Annotated in this window: 19 protein-coding genes; 11 read left to right on the forward strand and 8 right to left on the reverse strand. The window is 61.8% G+C overall.

Features of this window, described 5'->3' with window-relative positions; genetic code table 11:
* Positions 1 to 170: 170 nt before the first annotated feature.
* Positions 171 to 1,319: an AlgP family protein gene (locus ACYP2Q_RS10010; protein WP_459730309.1), complete on the forward strand. Its 1,149-nt coding sequence runs from the start codon at positions 171 to 173 to the stop codon at positions 1,317 to 1,319.
* Here ACYP2Q_RS10010 and ACYP2Q_RS10015 read toward each other — a convergent pair.
* On the reverse strand, positions 1,316 to 1,780 hold the full coding sequence (locus tag ACYP2Q_RS10015; RefSeq protein ID WP_459730310.1) for a TIGR02444 family protein: 465 nt from the start codon (positions 1,778 to 1,780) through the stop codon (positions 1,316 to 1,318). The genes ACYP2Q_RS10010 and ACYP2Q_RS10015 overlap by 4 nt on opposite strands.
* Before the next feature lie 50 nt (positions 1,781 to 1,830).
* Here ACYP2Q_RS10015 and ACYP2Q_RS10020 point away from each other — a divergent pair, with 50 nt between their 5' ends.
* From ACYP2Q_RS10020 to ACYP2Q_RS10040, 5 genes are all read left to right on the forward strand, one after another.
* Positions 1,831 to 3,741, forward strand: a complete 1,911-nt coding sequence (locus ACYP2Q_RS10020; RefSeq protein ID WP_459730311.1) for an ATP-binding cassette domain-containing protein — start codon at positions 1,831 to 1,833, stop codon at positions 3,739 to 3,741.
* Positions 3,741 to 4,322, forward strand: a complete 582-nt coding sequence (locus tag ACYP2Q_RS10025) for a mechanosensitive ion channel domain-containing protein (RefSeq protein ID WP_459730312.1) — start codon at positions 3,741 to 3,743, stop codon at positions 4,320 to 4,322. Before ACYP2Q_RS10020 ends, ACYP2Q_RS10025 begins: the two co-directional genes overlap by 1 nt.
* 219 nt (positions 4,323 to 4,541) lie before the next feature.
* Entirely contained in the window at positions 4,542 to 5,174 is a 633-nt protein-coding gene (gene rhtB / locus ACYP2Q_RS10030) for a homoserine/homoserine lactone efflux protein (RefSeq protein ID WP_046818468.1), read from the forward strand.
* Positions 5,175 to 5,313: 139 nt separating this feature from the next.
* Positions 5,314 to 7,209: an FTR1 family protein gene (locus ACYP2Q_RS10035; protein ID WP_459730313.1), complete on the forward strand. Its 1,896-nt coding sequence runs from the start codon at positions 5,314 to 5,316 to the stop codon at positions 7,207 to 7,209.
* A gap of 106 nt (positions 7,210 to 7,315) precedes the next feature.
* Positions 7,316 to 7,771 (forward strand): YaiI/YqxD family protein, encoded by a 456-nt coding sequence (locus ACYP2Q_RS10040; protein WP_459730314.1) that lies wholly within the window; start codon positions 7,316 to 7,318, stop codon positions 7,769 to 7,771.
* A 114-nt stretch (positions 7,772 to 7,885) separates the two neighbouring features.
* Here the strand turns inward: ACYP2Q_RS10040 and elbB are convergent, their stop codons facing one another.
* Complete coding sequence (gene elbB, locus ACYP2Q_RS10045; protein ID WP_459730315.1) at positions 7,886 to 8,554, reverse strand: isoprenoid biosynthesis glyoxalase ElbB; 669 nt, start codon at positions 8,552 to 8,554, stop codon at positions 7,886 to 7,888.
* Positions 8,555 to 8,669: 115 nt separating this feature from the next.
* Between elbB and ACYP2Q_RS10050 the strand changes: the two genes are divergently transcribed.
* Entirely contained in the window at positions 8,670 to 9,905 is a 1,236-nt protein-coding gene (locus ACYP2Q_RS10050; RefSeq protein ID WP_459730316.1) for a sterol desaturase family protein, read from the forward strand.
* On the opposite strand, the gene ACYP2Q_RS10055 is transcribed toward ACYP2Q_RS10050, so the two are convergent.
* On the reverse strand, positions 9,886 to 10,518 hold the full coding sequence (locus ACYP2Q_RS10055; RefSeq protein WP_459730317.1) for a DedA family protein: 633 nt from the start codon (positions 10,516 to 10,518) through the stop codon (positions 9,886 to 9,888). The two genes, ACYP2Q_RS10050 and ACYP2Q_RS10055, sit on opposite strands and share 20 nt — an antisense overlap.
* A 205-nt stretch (positions 10,519 to 10,723) precedes the next feature.
* Between ACYP2Q_RS10055 and hemB the strand changes: the two genes are divergently transcribed.
* Entirely contained in the window at positions 10,724 to 11,737 is a 1,014-nt protein-coding gene (gene hemB, locus ACYP2Q_RS10060) for a porphobilinogen synthase (RefSeq protein ID WP_459730318.1), read from the forward strand.
* An 18-nt stretch (positions 11,738 to 11,755) separates the two neighbouring features.
* Positions 11,756 to 13,978, forward strand: a complete 2,223-nt coding sequence (ppk1, locus tag ACYP2Q_RS10065; protein ID WP_459730319.1) for a polyphosphate kinase 1 — start codon at positions 11,756 to 11,758, stop codon at positions 13,976 to 13,978.
* Positions 13,979 to 14,134: 156 nt separating this feature from the next.
* Here the strand turns inward: ppk1 and ppx are convergent, their stop codons facing one another.
* The 5 genes from ppx to ACYP2Q_RS10090 form a co-directional block, all read right to left on the reverse strand.
* A complete protein-coding gene (gene ppx / locus ACYP2Q_RS10070) occupies positions 14,135 to 15,637 on the reverse strand; it encodes an exopolyphosphatase (protein ID WP_459730624.1) in 1,503 nt (500 codons plus the stop codon).
* Between the two features lie 203 nt (positions 15,638 to 15,840).
* Positions 15,841 to 16,578: an amino acid ABC transporter ATP-binding protein gene (locus ACYP2Q_RS10075; RefSeq protein WP_459730320.1), complete on the reverse strand. Its 738-nt coding sequence runs from the start codon at positions 16,576 to 16,578 to the stop codon at positions 15,841 to 15,843.
* Positions 16,565 to 17,215 carry an amino acid ABC transporter permease gene (locus ACYP2Q_RS10080; RefSeq protein WP_459730321.1) on the reverse strand — a complete coding sequence of 217 codons (651 nt, stop codon included), beginning with the start codon at positions 17,213 to 17,215 and terminating at the stop codon, positions 16,565 to 16,567. The genes ACYP2Q_RS10075 and ACYP2Q_RS10080 overlap by 14 nt, the downstream gene beginning before the upstream one ends.
* The gene (locus ACYP2Q_RS10085; RefSeq protein WP_459730322.1) at positions 17,212 to 17,880 is read right to left on the reverse strand and encodes an amino acid ABC transporter permease; all 669 of its coding nucleotides are present in this window, start codon (positions 17,878 to 17,880) and stop codon (positions 17,212 to 17,214) included. The genes ACYP2Q_RS10080 and ACYP2Q_RS10085 overlap by 4 nt, the downstream gene beginning before the upstream one ends.
* 22 nt (positions 17,881 to 17,902) lie before the next feature.
* Positions 17,903 to 18,688, reverse strand: coding sequence for a transporter substrate-binding domain-containing protein (locus ACYP2Q_RS10090; protein ID WP_459730323.1), 786 nt, complete (start codon positions 18,686 to 18,688; stop codon positions 17,903 to 17,905).
* 256 nt (positions 18,689 to 18,944) lie between these two features.
* Between ACYP2Q_RS10090 and ACYP2Q_RS10095 the strand changes: the two genes are divergently transcribed.
* Positions 18,945 to 19,652, forward strand: coding sequence for a FadR/GntR family transcriptional regulator (locus tag ACYP2Q_RS10095; RefSeq protein WP_459730324.1), 708 nt, complete (start codon positions 18,945 to 18,947; stop codon positions 19,650 to 19,652).
* 121 nt (positions 19,653 to 19,773) lie between these two features.
* The gene (gene trxA / locus ACYP2Q_RS10100) at positions 19,774 to 20,103 is read left to right on the forward strand and encodes a thioredoxin TrxA (RefSeq protein ID WP_003206727.1); all 330 of its coding nucleotides are present in this window, start codon (positions 19,774 to 19,776) and stop codon (positions 20,101 to 20,103) included.
* Positions 20,104 to 20,143 lie beyond the last annotated feature (40 nt).

Raw genomic sequence — 20,143 nt, forward strand, 5'->3', positions numbered from 1 at the left:
CGGGCGATTATGCCAGCGTGAATGCGTTGAACGGTGAACTGCTTTTGCGCCAACGCAGAACATTTTCAATTGGTTGCAACGCAGCGCTTTGGATACTGTCAAGATGCCCTAGCGGCGGTAGCAGCAGAGGTCTAGTATGAGCCGCACTCACGCCAGCCAGGAGGTAAACCATGTCGGCCACCAAGAAGCCTGTAAGTACTCCGTTGCACCTGCTCCAACAACTCTCGGGCAGCTTGCTCGAGCATCTCGAAAACGCTTGTTCCGAAGCTTTGGCTGATGCTGAAAAACTGCTCGCCAAACTGGAAAAGCAGCGCGGAAAAGCGCAAGAGAAATTGCACAAATCCCGTACCAAATTGCAGGACGCAGCGGCGGCCGGAAAGGCCAAGGCGCAGACCAAAGCCAAGGACGCGGTGAAAGAACTCGAGGACCTGCTTGATGCACTCAAGGATCGTCAATCGGAAACTCGCGGCTACATTCTGCAACTCAAGCGCGATGCCCAGGAAAGCCTGAAACTGGCCCAAGGTGTTGGTCGCGTACAAGAGGCTGTCGGCAAGGCATTGTCCCTGCGTTCGGCCAAGCCTGCTGCGGCCCCTGCGAAGAAAGCCGCGGCCAAACCGGTTGCCGCAAAAGCGCCGGCCAAGCCTGCCGCCAAACCTGCCGCCAGGGCACCGGTGAAAGCCGCAGCCAAACCTGCTGCAACAGCTGCAGCGAAAAAACCTGTTGCGGCCAGCGCTGCTAAACCGGCTGCCAGAACTGCAGCTGCCAAACCTGCTGCCAGGACAACCGCAGCCAAAACAGCTGCCGCGAAACCGGCTGCCAAACCGGCCGCCAAAACCGCAGCTGCGAAACCTGCCGTGGCGAAAACCGCAGCCGCCAAACCAGCGGCTAGAACTGCCGCTGCAAAACCTGCTGCCAAGCCGGCCGCAAAAACTGCCGCGGCTAAAACCGCTGCCAAGCCAGCTGCAAAACCTGCGGCCAAACCGGTGGCAAAAGCAGCCGCCAAACCGGCCGCCAAAACGGCTGCTGCCAAACCTGCCGCCGCCAAGCCAGCCACTGCCGCCAAACCTGCCGCAGCGAAACCGGCAGCCAAGCCTGCCGCTGCCAAGACAGCTGCAAAACCTGCCGCCAAACCAGCCGTGAAAAAACCGGCCGCTGCCGCCAAGGCAACTCCAGCTCCTGCTGCCAAGCCAGCGACCCCAGCGCCAGCACCAACCGCTTCGGCTGCTCCTGCGCCGACAGCAACGGCCTCGACTGCCTCCGCTGCGCCAACGCCAGTGGCACCGTCGAGCAACAGCTCCACCCCAACCAGCGCTTCTTAAGTGCCGGTTACCGCGATGCGCAGCTGATGCAGCGCGTCGCGGTCGAGGTGGGCGGCGCCTGCCGTCACACCTTCCAGCCAGATCGCCAGGTCGGTCGCGGCACCTTGCGGCCAGTCCTCGGCCGATCGTTCCAGGCGCAATAACAGAATTCGCTCGGCCTCCAATTCAAGTGCCTTGACTTGCTCACGTAGCGAGTGCAGCTCGGCATCCCGGGTGGCGGCAACTTTCCATTGCATGCGCAGTGCCCGCAACGGATGCACGACATCGGCGTCCCAGGCTTGCGCCACAGCGCGAAGTTGCTGCAGGCGTTGTTCATCACAGGCGCTACCCCGCTGTCCCAGCCATGCCGCGCACAGCAGCAGACACACACTGACGCCGGCCGATTGCAGTTGCAGGCACGCCTGTTCAACACCAGGGCGGGCATAAAAGGTCAGGGAAAAGCTCCACAGGTCAGAGGACATATTGCTACTCGCGCCAGTTGCGAGCGAAGCTGGTAGACTCCGCCGCCATTATGATTCGACTTCAGAACCTGACTTTACAGCGTGGCCCGCAACGTCTGCTAGAAGACGCCGAGCTGACCCTGCACGCCGGCCAGAAAGCCGGCCTCATCGGTGCCAACGGCGCCGGCAAATCGAGCCTGTTCGCCTTGCTCAGGGGCGAACTGCACCCTGACTCGGGTGATTGCTTGCTGCCGGCCGACTGGCGTATCGCCCACATGCGCCAGGAGGTCGACACGCTCGAGCGCCTGGCGGTCGACTACGTGCTCGATGGCGACCTGCGCCTGCGCCAGGTGCAACGCGACCTGGCGACAGCCGAAGCGGCCCATGACGGTGCCGCACAGGCCCGCCTGCACTCGGAACTCGACAGCGCCGACGGTTACACCGCCGACGCCCGCGCTCGCAAGCTGCTGGCAGGCCTGGGCTTCACCAACGAGCAGATGGATCGCCAGGTCGGCGATTTCTCCGGTGGCTGGCGGATGCGCCTGAACCTGGCGCAGGCCTTGATGTGTCCTTCGGACCTGCTGTTGCTCGACGAACCGACCAACCACCTGGACCTCGACGCCATCATCTGGCTCGAAGAGTGGCTCAAAAGCTATCCAGGCACCTTGATGCTGATTTCCCACGACCGGGACTTCCTCGATGCCGTGGTCGATCACGTGGCCCACGTCGATCAGCGCAAGATCACCCTGTACCGCGGTGGCTACAGCGCCTTCGAGCGTGCCCGTGCCGAACGCCTGGCCCAGCAACAGCAGGCCTACGAGAAGCAGCAGGCGCAGCGTGCGCACATGGAAAGCTACATCGCCCGCTTCAAGGCCCAGGCCACCAAGGCCCGCCAGGCCCAGAGCCGGATCAAGGCGCTGGAGCGGATGGAAGAGCTGACTGCGGCACACGTCGACTCGCCGTTCGACTTCGTCTTCCGCGAATCGCAGAAGATCTCCAGCCCGCTGATCGACCTGTCCGATGCCCGCCTGGGCTACGGCGACAAAGCCGTGCTGGAGAAGGTCAAGCTGCAACTGACCCCCGGCGCGCGGATCGGTTTGCTCGGCCCGAACGGCGCCGGTAAATCGACCCTGATCAAAAACCTGGCAGGTGAGCTGTCGCCACTGTCCGGCCGCCTTACCCGTGGCGAAAACACCGTGGTCGGCTACTTCGCCCAGCATCAGCTCGATTCCCTGGATTCCAAGGCCAGCCCGCTGCTGCACTTGCAGCGCCTGGCGCCGACCGAGCGCGAACAGACCCTGCGCGATTTCCTCGGCGGTTTCGACTTCCGTGGTGCGCGGATCGACGAGCCGGTGCTGAATTTCTCCGGTGGCGAAAAGGCGCGCCTGGCGCTGGCCCTGATCGCCTGGGACCGGCCGAACCTGTTGCTGCTCGACGAACCGACCAACCACCTCGACCTGGAAATGCGCCTGGCGCTGACCATGGCCTTGCAGGAATTCAGTGGTGCGGTACTGGTGGTCTCCCACGATCGCCATTTGCTCAAAAGCACCACCGACAATTTTTACCTGGTGGCGGACGGCAAGGTCGAAGAGTTCGACGGCGACCTGGAGGACTACACCCGTTGGCTGGTGGAGTACCGCCAGCGCAATGCGCCGGTCAGCAATACCCCGGTCAATCCGGACAAGACCGACAAGAAGGCCCAGCGTCAGGCGGCAGCGGCGTTGCGCCAGCAACTGGCGCCGCACAAGCGCGAGGCTGACAAGCTTGAAGCCGAGTTGGGCAAGCTGCACGAGAAACTGGCGAAGATCGATGCCAGCCTGGGCGACAGCGACATCTACGAACCGTTGCGCAAGAATGAATTGCGCGACCTGCTGGCCGAGCAGGCCAAGCTGAAGGTGCGTGAAGCAGAGCTGGAAGAAGCCTGGATGGAAGCCCTGGAACTGCTGGAAAGCATGCAGGCGGAGCTGGAGGCGCTGTCCTGATGGAGGCGTTCAAGCTGCCGCTGCCGGCGATGTGGATCGAGCCGATCTGGCTCGGTGTGCAAATCCTGCTGATCCTGTTGGCGGGTTACATCACCCAGCGTTTCGTTGCCAAGTGCCTGACCCGTCTCGGTGAGCGGTACCCGTTTCCGCCGCAGTTGCTGATGCCGTTGCGCGGCGGTCTGCGCTGGCTGATCATGGGCAGTGCGCTGATCTTCGTGCTGGAGCGCCTCGGGGTGTCGGCCACGGTGCTCTGGACGGCGCTATCGGGTTTTGTCGCAGTGGCCGCCGTGGCGTTTTTCGCCATGTGGAGCGTGCTCTCCAATCTGTTGTGCGCGATCCTGATTTTCACTGTCGGTCCGTTTCGCTTGGGCGATGTGGTCGAGTTGGTGGACACCACCGACAAGCCCGGCGTCAAAGGCCGGGTGATAGCGATCAATCTGCTGTACACCACGCTCATCGAAGCAGAAGAGCTGGGTACGGGTAGCGCGATGGTGCAAGTGCCCAACAGTCTGTTCTTCCAGCGTTCGGTTAGGCGTTGGCGTGGCAGCGATGTCTTCCCATCAAGCGGTTTTGAAAAGTAAGTCTCTTGTTGCCTGACAGGCCGCTTTCGCGAGCAAGCCCGCTCCCACATTGAATCAGTGTTGTTCACAAATTTTGTGTCCACAGAAGATCGAATGTGGGAGCGAGCTTGCTCGCGAAGGGGCCCTCAAGTTGTAACATCCCGCAAAAAAATCGGTGGTCATCGCTCCAAAGCCGCATTAGCTTAGACATCTGTCACGAATCCGATGTCGAGGTGTGCAATGGAGCTTCAAACATGGCTGGCGTTTTTTGCCGCCTGCTGGGTGATCAGCCTGTCCCCCGGTGCCGGCGCCATTGCGTCGATGTCCAGCGGTCTGCAATACGGTTTCTGGCGCGGTTACTGGAACGCCCTGGGCCTGCAGTTGGGGCTCGCGGTGCAGATTGCGATCGTCGGTGCCGGTGTGGGCGCGATTCTCACGGCGTCGGCCACCGCCTTCTATGCGATCAAATGGTTCGGCGTGGCGTACCTGGTCTATCTCGCGATCAAACAATGGCGCGCGCTGCCCAGCGACATGAGTGATGACGCGGCGATCCGGCAGATTGGCAAGCCAATGGCCCTGGTGTTCCGCGGTTTCCTGGTGAACATCAGCAACCCCAAGGCCTTGGTATTCATGCTGGCGGTGTTGCCGCAATTCATCGATCCGCACGCGCCGCTGCTGATCCAGTACGTGATCATCGGTGTCACCATGGTTTGCGTGGACCTGATCGTCATGGCCGGGTACACCGGGCTGGCTTCCAAGGTGTTGCGTCTGTTGCGCACACCGAAACAGCAAAAGCGCATGAACCGTACCTTTGCCGGACTGTTCATTGGCGCGGCGGCGTTCATGGCGACCCTGCGCAAAGCCGCGGTTTAAGCCATCTGGCACAGAAAAGGCGACCTCTTCAGGTCGCCTTTTTCGTTCAGGCCCTGATGCACAAACCACAACAAAGCTTGAGTGAAACTGATTGGGAGTGAACAATATGTTACTTCGTATTTCCAATTGAGATTCGTTCATGATTGCCCCGTCCCGTTTCCTGGCCTGGCTGATAGCGCCGGTGTTAGCCCTGTGCAGTTTTAATCTGCTGGCCGACACGGTAGAGGGCGCACCGCAAGCGCTGCACCTGCTCGACTACATCGGCGCGGACTACCCGCAAGCGGTGCAGGCCGGCAAGGTCACCAGCGAATCCGAATACCGCGAGCAACTGGAGTTCGTCCAGGCGGTGCAAGGCTTGATTGCCGCGATGCCGGCCAAACCGGAAAAGGCCGGGCTGGAGCAGGGCATCAATCAGCTGCGCGAGGCCATCAGCGCCCGTCAGGACGGCACCGACGTGGCCCGCCAGGCTCGGCAACTCGGGGCGAAATTGGCCGTGACCTATGAAGTCAGCCAGGCACCGATCATTACCCCGGACCCGACTCGCGGCGCTCCCCTGTACGCCCAGCATTGCTCGGTGTGTCACGGCGATACCGGCGCTGGCGATGGTCCGGCGGGTGTCGGCCTGACCCCGCCGCCGGCCAATCTGCGTGATAACGCACGCCTGGATCACCTGAGCCTCTACGCGATCTACAACACGGTGGGCCTGGGGGTCGAAGGCACCGACATGCCGGCTTTCGGCGATCAACTGGATGATCGTCAGCGTTGGGACCTGGCCACTTACATCGCCAGCTTCAGCGCCGATCCGGCGACCGCCGCCGGCGACAAGACCTATGACATTGCCGAGCTGGCCCGCCAGACCCCGGCCGAAGTGCTGGCCGCCGACGGTCCGCAGGCTGCCGCGACTTTCCGCGCGCAACGGGCACAGCCGCCACAGGCCAAGCGTGGCCCGGCGCAGTTGCTCGACTACACCGCCGTCACCCTGGACAAGAGCGTGGCGGCCTACCGTGCCGGCGATCACGATCAGGCCTATGACCTGTCGGTAGCGGCGTACCTGGAAGGCTTCGAACTGGTCGAAAGCTCCTTGGACAACGTCGACGCCAACGTGCGTAAAGACACGGAAAAGTCACTGATGGCTTACCGTCAGTCGTTGCAGGATGGCCTGCCGGTGGAGCAGGTGGAACAGCGCCTGGACGCGGCCAAGGCGAAGTTGAAGGCGTCTGCCGGGTTGTTGGGCAGCGATGGTCTGAGTTGGTCCCTGAGCTACATTTCCGGCCTGCTGATCCTGCTGCGCGAAGGCCTGGAAGCCATCCTGGTGCTGGCGGCGATTCTCGCTTTCCTGCGCAACACCGGCCAACAGTCGGCGGTACGCAGTGTCAACGTCGGTTGGGGCCTGGCGCTATTGGCCGGCCTGGGTACCTGGGCGCTGGCGGCTTATGTGATCGATGTCAGTGGTTCGCAGCGCGAACTGCTGGAAGGTGCGACGGCGCTGTTTGCCAGCGTCATGGTGTTGTGGCTCGGTGTGTGGATGCACGACCGTCGGCATGCCGCGGCCTGGCAGGATTACATCAAGAGCAGCCTGGTGGGCGGGGGCGGGCGTTTCGGTTTTGCGATCCTGGCGTTCTTCTCGGTGTATCGCGAGCTGTTCGAAGTGATCCTGTTCTACGAGACCCTGTGGCTGCAGGCCGGTCCCGCTGGCCATGACGCGGTGCTGGCTGGTGGTGCGACGGCGTTGGTGTTGTTGGTCGGCCTGGCCTGGGTGATTCTGCGCGGCTCGGCGAAACTGCCGCTGGCACTGTTCTTCAGCATCAACGCCGGTTTGCTCTGTGCCTTGTCGGTGGTGTTCGCCGGGCATGGCGTGAAGGCGTTGCAGGAGGCCGGGATCTTCGGCACGCGGCCGGTGCCGTTCTTTGAGTTCGATTGGTTGGGGATTCATGCGGATGCGTATTCGCTGACGGCGCAGGTGGTGGCGATCATTGCGATCGTTGTGTTGTATGGTCGTAGTTGGGTGGCCGAGAAGCGGCGGGTGACGGCTTAACAGCATTCGCTACGCTCATCATCGCGAGCAGGCTCGCTCCCACAGGATTGCGTATAACCTGTGGGAGCGAGCCTGCTCGCGAAGCTTTTGAGAGGAGAAAAACTCAATGCGCGTATGGATCGATGCCGACGCCTGCCCTCGGGCAGCCAAGGACCTGGTGGTCAAGTTCGCCCTCAAGCGCCGGTTTGAAGTGGTGCTGGTGGCGGGGCAGCCGCAGATCAAGCCGGCCCTGACCCTGGTCAAGTTGATCGTGGTGCCCAGCGGACCGGATGCGGCGGATGATTACCTGGTGGAACACGCGGTCCCGGGTGAGCTGGTGATCTGCAGCGATGTGCCGCTGGCCGACCGTCTTGTGAAGAAGGGCGTTGCTGCGCTGGACCCGCGGGGCAAGGAGTTCGACGCGCAGAACATGGGCGATCGCCTGGCCGTGCGTAACCTGTTCACCGACTTGCGCGAACAGGGGCAGATGAGCGGCGGGCCGGCGCCGTTTGGCGAGCGGGAGAAGCAGGCGTTTGCCAATGCGCTGGATAGGATCCTGACCCGTCTATCTCGCAAGCCTTAACCCGCACGCTCCTCTGTAGGAGCTGGCTTGCCAGCGAAAGCGATCGAACATTCAACATCTGCGTTGAAAGGCATGACGCCTTCGCTGGCAAGCCAGCTCCTACAGGAGGCGGTGTTACGCGTCGTTCTCGTGGGTCAGCTCAAGCACGCGGTCGACCAGCTTGTTGATGCCCGAAGCCGCTTCGCTGATCGATTGCGCCAGCATGTACGCCGGCGTCGTTACCAGTTTGCGCGCCTTGTCTTCGACGATATCGCTCACGGCACAGTCCTTGTGGGTGGCGCCCATCTTGTTCAGGGCGGCTGCCGTGTCGGCGTCGTTGCCGATGGTGCAGGTCACGCCCGGTCCATAGATTTTCGCCGCCAGGGCAGGCGAGATGCAGATCAGGCCGACCGGCTTGCCGGCCTCGGCAAAGGCTTCGGTCAAGGCCAGGACGTCCGGTTGAACAGTGCAACCGGTCCCTTCGATGGCGAAGTTGGAGAGATTCTTGGCCGAGCCGAAACCGCCGGGAATGATCAGCGCATCGAAGTCTTCGGCGTCCGCTTCGCGGATGTCCTTGATCTCGCCACGGGCAATGCGCGCCGATTCCACCAGCACATTGCGCGACTCGGGCATTTCTTCACCGGTCAGGTGATTGATCACATGCAGCTGCGCGATATTGGGCGCAAAGCACTGCACCTGCGCGCCACGCTGGTCCAGGCGCAGCAGGGTCACCACGCTTTCGTAGATTTCGGCGCCGTCGTACACGCCACAGCCGGAAAGGATCACTGCAACTTTTTTGCTCATGGGCTTTTCTCCAGATTCATGGCGTTAAATGTCCACTAATTTGTCATTCGTTGCCATAGGGATCATTCGAGGTTACACATAGGATCTGTCCTCAAGATTCCGTTCAGGGCGCGTCATGGACTTCATTCTGTATGCGGTGCCGTTTTTCTTTGTGCTGATCGCTGTCGAACTGCTGGCCGACCGTTGGCGCGGGGTCAGCAACTATCGGCTGGCGGACGCGATCAACAGCATCAGCACCGGCGTGCTCTCGACCACCACCGGCCTGCTGACCAAAGGCGTAGGGCTGCTGACTTATGCGTTTGCCCTCAAGTATCTGGCGTTGTTCGAGCTCTCGGCCGACAGCGCCTGGGTGTGGATCTTCGCCTTCGTCTTTTATGACTTCTGCTACTACTGGCTGCACCGCATGGGTCATGAGCGCAATATTCTCTGGGCCGCACATTCGGTGCATCACCAGAGCGAGGACTACAACCTCTCCACCGCCCTGCGCCAGACCAGCACCGGGTTCCTGCTGAGCTGGATCTTCTACCTGCCCATGGCCGTCGTCGGCGTACCGTTGCTGGTGTTCGTCAGCGTCGCGGCGCTGAACCTGCTTTACCAGTTCTGGGTGCATACCCGGCACATTCCCAAGCTGGGATGGTTCGAGTGGTTTTTCGTCACGCCATCCAATCATCGGGCCCACCATGCACAGAACGCTCTCTACATGGATCGCAACTACGGCGGCGTGTTCATTATTTGGGACCGTCTATTCGGCTCGTTCCAGGAAGAGGACGACAACGAACCAGTGATTTTCGGCGTGACCACACCCCTGGCGAGTTGGAATCCGGTGTGGGCCAACGTGCAGTTCTACGCGCAGTTGTGGGCGGATGCGCGGCGTGCCGAGAGCACCTGGGACAAGCTGCGGATCTGGTTCATGCGCACCGGCTGGCGGCCGGCGGACGTGGCAGCCAGGTACCCGATGAACAAGCCGGACCTGAGCCAGTTCCGCAAATTCGAAGTGCCGCTGGATGGGCGCCAGCAGCTCTACGTGCTGTTGCAGTTCTGCGTCTACATCATGCTGGGTAGCTATTTGATGAACCTGGAACCCAGTCTGTCGACGGCCGCGTTGGTACTGGGCTGGGGAACTGTGGCGCTGGGCCTGTTCGTCCTGGGCGTGGCCCTGGAGAACCGCACGTGGGCGCTGAAGCTGGAGTTGCTGCGCCTGGCATCGAATGTGCCGCTGGTGTGGCTGGCGCCGCTGGCGGGGCTGTGGCCGGCCAGCGCGGTGGGCTGGGTCGGCCTGCTCAGTTACAGTCTGATTAGCGGTATCGGGCTTTACTGCTGCCGAAATCGCTTTACTCGGCTGGCGTCTTAGGACCGCCGGTAGTGTGCTGCCTGGCCTTCAGGGCTTGCTCGTCGGCATAGATCTGCCGGGCCAGGCGCGCATTCTTGAACCGCCGGCGCAGCCACAGGCCCAGGCCGAGCACGAGCAGGGCGCCGAGCACCCACAGCTCGTACTTCTTGATGCTGCCGAGCATCCCTTCCAGTACCGCACCAAAGTGATAGGCCGCCGCCGCCAGTGCGGTGGCCCAGATCGCCGCGCCAATCCCGTTGAGCAGCAGATAACGGCCCGGTGGGTAGCCCGACAGGCCGATGGCCACCGGCATCACGGTGCGCAGGCCGTAGACGAAGCGGAAGCTCAGGACCCAGATGTCCGGGTGCTTGCGAATATGTTCCAGCGCCCGGTCACCCATCATCTGCCAGCGCGGTTTGCGTGCCAGCAGCTTGCGCCCGTGCTTGCGTCCCAGGAAGTACCACAGTTGGTCGCCGGCATAACTGCCGCAGAACGCCACGACCACCACCAGGTTGATGTCCATGTATCCACGGAACGCGAGGAAGCCCGCGAGCACCAGGATGGTTTCGCCTTCGAAGAATGTGCCAAGAAACAGGGCAAAGTAGCCGAAGTCATGCAGAAATTGTTGGAGCATTGTCTGGGTGCTGGCGAAATGAACGCGCAGCCTAACCCTTCGTACACATTCAGGAAAGTGTCCAAATGTGTCTCGACGTGAACATTTCCTACAAGGACAATGGAATGCGGCTACATGTCACAGCGTGCACACAACTGTAATACGTTCGTCATAATGGCCGCTTATAACTGTCACGCTCGCACGCCTGCGGGCTCAGGAGTCTGCCGTGAGCTTTACCCCCGCCAACCGTTTGTTTCCCGCAACCCGCCTGCGCCGCAACCGTCGTGACGATTTCTCGCGTCGACTGGTCCGTGAAAATGTGCTGACCGCCGATGACCTGATCTTGCCGGTGTTTGTGCTGGACGGTGAAAACCGTCGTGAAGCGGTGGCCTCGATGCCGGGCGTCGAGCGCCTGACCATCGATCTGTTGCTGGAAGAAGCGGCCAAGTGGGTTGAGCTGGGGATTCCGGCGCTGGCGCTGTTCCCGGTGACCCCGGCAGAACTCAAGTCGCTGGACGCTGCTGAAGCCTGGAACCCCGAGGGTATCGCCCAGCGCGCCACCCGTGCCCTGCGTGCGCAGTTCCCTGAGCTGGGCGTGATCACCGACGTCGCGCTGGACCCGTTCACCACCCACGGCCAGGACGGCATTCTCGACGAAGAAGGCTACGTACAGAACGACATCACCGTCGACGCACTGGTCAAACAAGCCCTGTCCCACGCCGAAGCCGGCGCCCAGGTCGTCGCGCCGTCGGACATGATGGACGGTCGTATCCAGGCGATCCGCGAAGCCCTCGAAGTGGCCGGTCACGTCAATGTGCGAATCATGGCCTACTCGGCGAAGTACGCCAGTGCCTATTACGGCCCGTTCCGCGACGCGGTCGGTTCGGCACTGAACCTGGGCAAGGCCAACAAGGCCTCCTATCAGATGGACCCGGCCAACAGCAACGAAGCGCTGCACGAAGTGGCGGCTGACTTGTCAGAAGGCGCGGATATGGTCATGGTCAAGCCAGGCATGCCGTATCTGGACATCCTCTGCCGGGTCAAAGAAGAATTCAAAGTGCCGACCTTTGTGTATCAAGTCAGCGGCGAATACGCCATGCACATGGCGGCGATCCAGAATGGCTGGTTGAGCGAAGGGGTTATCCTCGAATCCCTGACCGCTTTTAAACGCGCAGGCGCCGATGGCATCCTCACGTATTTCGCCGTCCGTGCCGCTCAATTGTTACGAGAGCAAAAATAGCCCTCCCAGGAACATTCGATGAATACCGAAGTACTCACTGAAGTTGCCGTAAAAGACGCTCAACCTGTGGTGGAGCAAGTCGACGAGACCCCGCCGGAGCTGGAGCCCGCTCCGCCCGCGGCGGTCGTCGAACCTGCTGTGGCAGCGCCTGCGATTGCCATTCCCGGCCTGGATGACAGCAGCCTGTACATCCACCGTGAGTTGTCGCAACTGCAGTTCAATATCCGCGTGCTGGAACAGGCACTGGACGAGTCCTACCCGTTGCTGGAGCGCCTGAAGTTCCTGCTGATCTTCTCCAGCAACCTGGACGAGTTCTTCGAGATTCGCGTCGCCGGCCTGAAGAAGCAGATCACCTTCGCCCGTGAACAAGCCGGCGCCGACGGCCTGCAACCGCACCAGGCCCTGGCCCGCATCAGTGAACTGGTGCACGGTCACGTTGACCGCCAGTACGCGATCCTCAACGATATCCTGCTGCCGGAACTGGAAAAGCATCAGGTCCGCTTCATCCGTCGCCGCAACTGGACGACCAAGCTCAAGACCTGGGTGCGCCGCTATTTCCGCGACGAAATCGCCCCGATCATCACCCCGATCGGCCTCGACCCGACGCACCCGTTCCCGTTGCTGGTGAACAAGAGCCTGAACTTCATCGTCGAGCTCGAAGGCATCGACGCCTTCGGTCGCGACTCTGGCCTGGCGATCATCCCGGCGCCGCGCTTGCTGCCACGCATCATCAAGGTGCCGGAAGAAGTCGGTGGCGCCGGCGACAACTATGTGTTCCTGTCGTCGATGATCCACGCCCACGCCGATGACCTGTTCCAGGGCATGAAGGTCAAGGGCTGCTACCAGTTCCGCCTGACCCGAAACGCCGACCTGGCGCTGGACTCCGAAGACGTCGAAGACCTGGCGCGGGCCCTGCGCGGCGAGTTGTTCTCCCGTCGTTATGGCGACGCGGTGCGACTGGAAGTCGCCGATACCTGCCCGAAACAGCTGTCCGATTACCTGCTCAAGCAGTTCAACCTGAGCGAGACCGAGCTGTATCAGGTCAATGGCCCGGTGAACCTGACGCGTCTGTTCAGCATCACCGGCCTGGACAGCCAGCGCGAGCTGCAGTACCTGCCGTTCACTCCGCAGATCCCGAAACTGCTGCAGAACAGCGAGAACATTTTCAGCGTGATCAGCAAGCAGGACATCCTGCTGCTGCACCCGTTCGAGTCGTTCACCCCGGTGGTCGACCTGCTGCGCCAGGCTGCCAAGGACCCGCACGTGCTGGCGGTGCGTCAGACCCTGTACCGCTCCGGCGCCAACTCGGAAATCGTCGATGCGTTGGTGGACGCGGCGCGTAACGGCAAGGAGGTCACCGCGGTGATCGAATTGCGCGCGCGCTTCGATGAGGAATCCAACCTGCAACTGGCCAGCCGTCTGCAAGCGGCCGGTGCGGTGGTGATCTACGGCGTGGTTGGCTTCAAGACCCACGCCAAGATGATGCTGATCCTGCGCCGCGAAGCGGGCGAGATCGTGCGTTACGCTCACTTGGGCACGGGCAACTACCACGCGGGCAACGCCCGTCTGTACACCGACTACAGCCTGCTGACTTCCGATGACGCCCTGTGCGAAGACGTCGGCAAACTGTTCAGCCAGTTGATCGGCATGGGCAAGACGCTGCGCATGAAGAAGCTGCTGCACGCGCCGTTCACCCTGAAGAAGGGCATGCTCGACATGATTGCCCGGGAAACCCAGTTCGCGCTCGAGGGCAAGCCGGCGCACATCATCGCCAAGTTCAACTCGCTGACCGATCCGAAGATCATCCGCGCGTTGTACAAGGCCAGCCAGTCGGGCGTGCGCATCGATCTGGTGGTGCGTGGCATGTGCTGCCTGCGGCCAGGCATCGCCGGGGTCTCGCACAACATCCATGTGCGTTCGATCATCGGGCGCTTCCTGGAGCACACCCGGGTCTTCTACTTCCTCAATGGCGGCGATGAACAGATGTTCCTGTCCAGTGCCGACTGGATGGAGCGCAACCTCGACAAGCGCGTCGAGACTTGCTTCCCGGTGGAAGGCAAGAAGCTGATCATGCGGGTCAAGAAAGAGCTGGAGCTGTATCTCACCGATAACACCCACAGCTGGAGCCTGCAGTCGGATGGCCGCTACATCCGCAATACGCCGACCGGCAACCAGAACCCGCGCAGCGCCCAGGCTACGTTGCTGGAGCGGTTGGGCAGTCCGATCCTGGCGGTACGCTAAATAAAATGGCGATCCCAAGGGATCGCCATTTTTGTTATCACCGCCGTCCCTGTAGGAGCGAGCTTGCTCGCGAAAAACCTGAGGGCAGTGCGTTTATTCAGGCAGCACGCATTATCGTTCACGTCCATCGCGAGCAAGCTCGCTCCTACAGGGGTTTCAGCGGGCGGTAAGGACGATATCGACCCGCGTCAGCCATTGCGCTTCAATTTCGAAGTCGGCCTGGGTCAGTTGGTTCTCATCCAGCCAGTTTTCCGGGAACACCACTTCCAGGCTGTTGCCTTTGGCGTTCAGTTCGACTTGGGGCATTTGCTGGGTGCCACGGATGTGATGGAACAGGATCGCAAATCGCAGCAGCACACACAGGCGAATCAGCTTGGTGCCGTCGTCGCCAAATTCGGCGAATTTGTCCTTGGGAATGTTACGTCGGTGGCCGCGCACCAGCAGTGCGAGCATCAATTGGTCTTCGCGGGAGAAGCCGGCCAGGTCCGAGTGTTCGATCAGGTAGGCGCCGTGCTTGTGGTACTGGTAGTGGGCAATGTCCAGGCCCACTTCATGCACCTTGGCCGCCCAGCCGAGCAGTTCGCGCCAGACGCCGTCTTCCAGGTCCCAGTCCCTGGCCACCTGGTCGAAGGCATGCAGGGCCTTGCGTTCGACTCGCACCGCCTGTTCCAGATCGACGTGATAGCGCTCCATCAGCGAGGTCAGGGTGCGTTCACGCACGTCTTCGTGATGATGGCGCCCCAGCAGGTCATAGAGCACGCCTTCGCGCAGGGCGCCTTCACAGTGGTCCATGCGCTGCAATTCCAAGGAATCGAAGATCGCTTCGAGGATGGCCAAGCCTGCCGGGAAAATCGCCCGACGGTCCGGCTTGATGCCTTCGAAGTCGATCTTGTCGACGTCGCCCAGCTTGATCAGCTTGCGCTTGAGCCAGGCCAGGCCTTGGGCGTTGACCTCGCCGCTGCCGTGACCACCGGCCTTCAGCGCCAGACCGATGGCGCGGATGGTGCCCGAGGAGCCGATGGCTTCATCCCAGGTCAGGCGGTGCAGGGCGTGTTCGATGGCCATGATCTCCAGCCGCGCCGCGGTGTACGCCTGGGCGTAACGGGCCGGGGTGATCTTGCCGTCCTTGAAATAGCGCTGGGTGTAGCTGACGCACCCCATCTGCAGGCTTTCGCGCAACAATGGCTCGAATCTCTGCCCGATGATGAATTCGGTACTGCCGCCGCCGATGTCGGCCACCAGGCGTTTGCCCGGGGTGTCGGCGAGGGTGTGGGATACGCCCAGATAAATCAGTCGCGCTTCCTCACGGCCGGAGATGACTTCCACCGGGTGGCCGAGGATTTCTTCGGCGCGGTGGATGAATTCGTTGCGGTTACGGGCTTCACGCAGGGCGTTGGTGCCGACGATCCGCACGGCGCCTGTGGGCATACCGTTGATCAGTTGGGCGAATCGTTTGAGGCAATCGAGCCCGCGCTGCATGGATTCTTCGCTGAGCTTGCGCTCTTCATCGATACCGGCGGCCAGCTGAACCTTCTCGCCGAGACGCTCGAGAATACGGATTTCACCGTTCTGGGCCTTGGCCACGACCATGTGAAAGCTGTTGGAGCCCAGGTCGATAGCGGCGATCAGGGACAGATTCTTGGCTTGGGATTGCGGCATGGTCAGGGTCTCGGTCGATAACCTCGACATCGTGCCACGATCAAAGGCTGGCGCCAACGCGTAGGCGTTGCGGCGATGCAAATGGCCTCTTCGCGGGCAATCCCGCTCCCACAGGTTTTTGCGTCGAACACACCATTGTGCTCCGGCAGAGAACCCTGTGGGCGCGGGCTTGCTCGCGAATGCGGCCTCACAGGCACTAAATTTCAGACTGCCGCTTCCACCGTGCCAATGAAATTCGCCAGCTCCGCAGTCTGCGGATTGGCAAACAACACCTTCGGATCACCCACCTCATGCACCAGCCCCTGATGCATGAACACCAGCTTATCCCCAACCTCCCGGGCAAAACGCATCTCATGGGTCACCATGATCAATGTCATGCCTTCCCTGGCCAGTTGCCGAACCACGCTCAGCACTTCATTGACCAGTTCCGGGTCCAGTGCCGAAGTGATTTCATCGCACAGCAGCACCTTGGGCGACATCGCCAGCGCACGGGCGATCGCCACGCGCTGTTGCTGCCCGCCGGACAACCGATCCGGGAAGGCATCGAATTTCTCCCCCAGGCCTACGCGTTCCAGCATCTGCCGGGCCAGTTCGGCCGCCTTGGCTTTCGGTACTTTCTGCACCACCTGTGGCGCCAGCATCACGTTCTCACCGACCGTCAGGTGCGGGAACAGGTTGAACTGCTGGAACACCATCCCGACCTTCTGCCGCAGACTGCGCAAGTCCGCGCGGGCCGCGTCGAGGTATTCGCCGTCGACCTCGATGACGCCATCGTTGATCGATTCCAGGCCGTTGAGGGTGCGCAGCAAGGTCGACTTGCCCGAGCCACTGCGGCCGATGATCGCCACCACCTGGCCTTGCTCGACACTCAGGTCGATGCCTTTGAGCACATGGTGGTCGCCGTAGTATTTATGCAGGGCGGAAATTCTAAGCAGAGGCATGCAGTCTCCTTTCCAGGTAGCGCGCACTGAGGGACAAGGGGTAGCAGAGCAGGAAGTAGCCGAGGGCGACCAGGCCGTAGACCATGAAGGGCTCGAAGGTGGCATTGGCCAACATGCCGCCGGTCTTGGTCAGTTCGGTGAAGCCGATGATCGAGGTCACGGCGGTGCCCTTGACCACTTGCACCGAGAAACCCACGGTCGGCGCCACGGCGATGCGCAACGCCTGCGGCAGGATCACGTAACGCAGTTGCTCCAGCGGGTTCAGCGCCAGGCTCGACGAGGCTTCCCACTGGCCGTTGGGGATCGACTCGACGCAACCGCGCCAGATCTCCGCCAGGTAAGCGCTGGTGAACAGCGTCAAGGCGATGGCCGCCGCGGCCCAGGGCGAAATCTCCAGCCCGGCCAGCGCGACGCCGAAAAACACCAGGAACAGCTGCATCAACAGCGGCGTGCCCTGGAACAGTTCGATGTAGGTGCGGGCAATTCTGCGCGGCAGGGGCTTGTTCGAGATGCGCAGCACCATGACCAGCAAGCCGATCAGCCCGCCGCCAACGAACGCCACCAGCGACAGCGCCAGCGTCCATTGCAGGCCCATGAGCAGGTTGCGCACGATGTCCCAGAAGGTGAAATCGCTCATCGAGTGCTCCTCGCGATGAATCGCTGGCCGATCCAGTTCAGCAACTGGCGGATCAACAAGGCCATGCACAGATAGAGCAGGGTGGTCAGGGCATAGGTTTCAAAGGCGCGGAAGTTGCGCGACTGGATGAAGTTGGCGGCGAAGCTCAGCTCTTCGGTGGCGATCTGCGAACAGACCGCCGAGCCGAGCATGACGATGATGATCTGGCTGCTCAGGGCCGGCCAGACCTTGCCCAGCGCCGGCAGCAGCACCACGTGGCGGAACGCTTCGAAGCGCGTCATGGCCAGTGCCGCCGCGGCCTCCAGTTGGCCGCGCGGGACCGCCTGGATGCCGGCACGGATGATCTCGGTCGAGTAGGCACCCAGGTTGATCACCATCGCCAGCACGGCGGCCTGCCATTCGGAAATCTGCACGCCCAGCGACGGCAGGCCGAAGAAGATGAAGAACAACTGCACCAGGAATGGCGTGTTGCGGATCAACTCGACGTAGACCGCGAAAATCCCGGCGAAAGGGCGGATGTTCCACGCCCGCACCAGCGCCCCGACGATGCCCAGGCCCACCCCCAGCACCGCGCCGATGGCCGTCAGCTCAAGGGTGAACAGCGCACCGCGCAGCAGCAGGTCGGTGTTGTGCACCACCGGCAAAAAATCGAACTGATAAGCCATGACGTGTCTCCTGCGCGCCGGATCAGAGGTCGGCCGGCAGCGGTTCTTTCAGCCAGGCCAGGGCGTTTTTCTCCAGCGCGCCGTCGCTCTTGGCGGTGACGAGGATCTGGTTGACCTTGTCCAGCAGCGCCGGCTCGTTCTTGTTCACGCCCACGTAGACCGGCGAGTCCTTGAGCTTTACTTTCAGCGCCGGCACACGTTTCGGGCTCTTCTCGCTGATGGCGACCATCACTACGTTGCCGCTGGCGATCAGGTCCACTTGCCCTGCCAGGTACGCGGCGATGGTCGAGTTGTTGTCTTCGAAACGCTTGATGGTCACGCCTTCGGGAGCGACCTTGGTCAGCTCGATGTCTTCGATGGCGCCCCGGGTGACGCTGATGGTCTTGCCCTTGAGATCGTCCAGGCTCTTGATCTCGGCCTCTGGAGGACCGAACACGGCGAGGTAGAAGGGGGCGTAGGCGCGGGAGAAATCGATGACTTTTTCCCGCTCCGGGTTTTTGCCGAGGCTGGAGATCACCAGGTCGACCTTGCCGGTGGTCAGGAACGGGATGCGGTTGGTGCTGTTGACCGGGGTCAGTTCGAGCTTGACCTTGAGCTGGTCGGCCAGCAATTTGGCGGTGTCGATGTCCAGGCCGCGCGGTTTCATATCCGGGCCGACCGAGCCGAAGGGCGGGAAATCCTGGGGTACGGCGACCTTGAGGACGCCGCGCTGGACTACATCCTCCAGGGCGTCGGCGTGGGCGGGCGCCTGGCTCAGCACGAGGCTGGCGAACAAGGCTGCGAGGAGGGCGCTGTAACGCTGGGTCATGGCAAGTCTCCGGATCTTCAGGAAGTGATTTCTGCGGTTCGACAGAGCACGGGCCATGCCAACATGGCGTTTCGGGGGTGCCAGGCCGCGGTTTTGCTGGGGTCTCAAGGTCTTACTGGTCTGAACAGTCAAGTGGCGTTTCGCACCCCGATGGCGCAACCATGAAAGTCACCGAACCCCCATGGGGCACGACTTGCCGGGCGCCGCGAATAGCTTTACAACTGATCGCACATTGGCCTGGTTCTAGTGGAAAACCATGAATTCGATCTCCCGCGCCGTACCTGAAGTGGCGCTGCAAGCCATCCGCAAACTGATCACCGAACAGGGTTTCGGGCCGGGGGATGCCTTGCCCTCGCAACGGGACCTGGCGGTGCAATTGGGGGTCAGCCGGGCGTCGTTGCGCGAGGCGTTGTCATCGCTCAGCGCCCTGGGTGTGATCAGTATCCAGCCGGGTAAAGGGGTGTTCGTGCAGGCGCCGGTGGAGCTGCCGCGAGGTGAGGCTGCACCCGGTTGGCCGTTCGCGGCACAGGCTTCGCCACTGGATATCTTCCAGTTGCGTTATGCGCTGGAGGGGTTCGCGGCGGGGTTGGCGGCGGTGACCTTGAGTACCGATGAACTCGATGCGCTGGAGGACAACGTCGCTGCCATGCGCAACGAACTGAAGTCTGGCGACTTTGACGCGGCCGCGCGGCTGGACTTCGAATTCCACCGTCGAATCCTGCTGGCCAGCGGCAATCAGGCGATGTTGAGCATCCTCACCGCCAGCGCCGACATCTTCCTGGAGAGCCAGAAGCTACCGTTCATCCGGGCCGAGCGGGCCATGGAAACCTGGCAGGAGCACCGCAAAATCCTTCGTGCACTGGCGCGCCGGGCCTCGGGGGCTGCGCAAAAGGCCATGCACGAACACGTGCGCAACGCGGCCCTGCGCACCGGGATCGCCTTCGTCGCTCCCGCCACTGCGTGACCTGAGCTATACCCAAACTCATGTAACACCATAGCGAGACTCAATCATCTGCACCTTCCTGAACGGGGGAAGGGCGGCTATGATGGGCCACGTTTTTTTGCTTACAACCCTGGAGAATTCCATGAGCAGCGATCTTATCAAACACGTTAGCGACGCTAGCTTCGAGGCCGACGTACTCAAGGCTGAAGGCGCTGTACTGGTCGACTACTGGGCTGAATGGTGCGGCCCTTGCAAAATGATCGCTCCTGTCCTGGACGAAATTGCCGAGACCTACAAAGGCAAGCTGACCGTTGCCAAATTGAACATCGACGAAAACCAGGAAACCCCCGCCAAGCACGGCGTGCGTGGTATCCCAACGTTGATGCTGTTCAAGAACGGCAACGTTGAAGCGACCAAGGTCGGCGCACTGTCGAAGTCGCAACTGGCAGCTTTCCTCGACGCCAACATCTAAGCGTCGTAGCAGCGTGTCAGAGAAAGGCCCCGCAAATAGC

The sequence above is a fragment of the Pseudomonas sp. MHK4 genome (assembly GCF_054600775.1).

Coding starts and splice junctions, on each gene's coding strand:
- ACYP2Q_RS10010 (WP_459730309.1), top strand. CDS start 171: ATGTCGGCCACCAAGAAGCCTGTAAGTACTCCGTTGCACCTGCTCCAA.
- rhtB (WP_046818468.1), top strand. CDS start 4,542: ATGGAGCTTCAAACATGGCTGGCGTTTTTTGCCGCCTGCTGGGTGATC.
- ACYP2Q_RS10050 (WP_459730316.1), top strand. CDS start 8,670: ATGGACTTCATTCTGTATGCGGTGCCGTTTTTCTTTGTGCTGATCGCT.
- ACYP2Q_RS10090 (WP_459730323.1), bottom strand. CDS start 18,688: ATGACCCAGCGTTACAGCGCCCTCCTCGCAGCCTTGTTCGCCAGCCTC.
- ACYP2Q_RS10015 (WP_459730310.1), bottom strand. CDS start 1,780: ATGTCCTCTGACCTGTGGAGCTTTTCCCTGACCTTTTATGCCCGCCCT.
- ACYP2Q_RS10025 (WP_459730312.1), top strand. CDS start 3,741: ATGGAGGCGTTCAAGCTGCCGCTGCCGGCGATGTGGATCGAGCCGATC.
- ACYP2Q_RS10095 (WP_459730324.1), top strand. CDS start 18,945: ATGAATTCGATCTCCCGCGCCGTACCTGAAGTGGCGCTGCAAGCCATC.
- ACYP2Q_RS10040 (WP_459730314.1), top strand. CDS start 7,316: ATGCGCGTATGGATCGATGCCGACGCCTGCCCTCGGGCAGCCAAGGAC.
- ACYP2Q_RS10085 (WP_459730322.1), bottom strand. CDS start 17,880: ATGGCTTATCAGTTCGATTTTTTGCCGGTGGTGCACAACACCGACCTG.
- ACYP2Q_RS10035 (WP_459730313.1), top strand. CDS start 5,314: ATGATTGCCCCGTCCCGTTTCCTGGCCTGGCTGATAGCGCCGGTGTTA.
- ppx (WP_459730624.1), bottom strand. CDS start 15,637: ATGCCGCAATCCCAAGCCAAGAATCTGTCCCTGATCGCCGCTATCGAC.
- ACYP2Q_RS10020 (WP_459730311.1), top strand. CDS start 1,831: ATGATTCGACTTCAGAACCTGACTTTACAGCGTGGCCCGCAACGTCTG.
- trxA (WP_003206727.1), top strand. CDS start 19,774: ATGAGCAGCGATCTTATCAAACACGTTAGCGACGCTAGCTTCGAGGCC.
- ACYP2Q_RS10080 (WP_459730321.1), bottom strand. CDS start 17,215: ATGAGCGATTTCACCTTCTGGGACATCGTGCGCAACCTGCTCATGGGC.
- elbB (WP_459730315.1), bottom strand. CDS start 8,554: ATGAGCAAAAAAGTTGCAGTGATCCTTTCCGGCTGTGGCGTGTACGAC.
- ACYP2Q_RS10055 (WP_459730317.1), bottom strand. CDS start 10,518: ATGCTCCAACAATTTCTGCATGACTTCGGCTACTTTGCCCTGTTTCTT.
- ppk1 (WP_459730319.1), top strand. CDS start 11,756: ATGAATACCGAAGTACTCACTGAAGTTGCCGTAAAAGACGCTCAACCT.
- ACYP2Q_RS10075 (WP_459730320.1), bottom strand. CDS start 16,578: ATGCCTCTGCTTAGAATTTCCGCCCTGCATAAATACTACGGCGACCAC.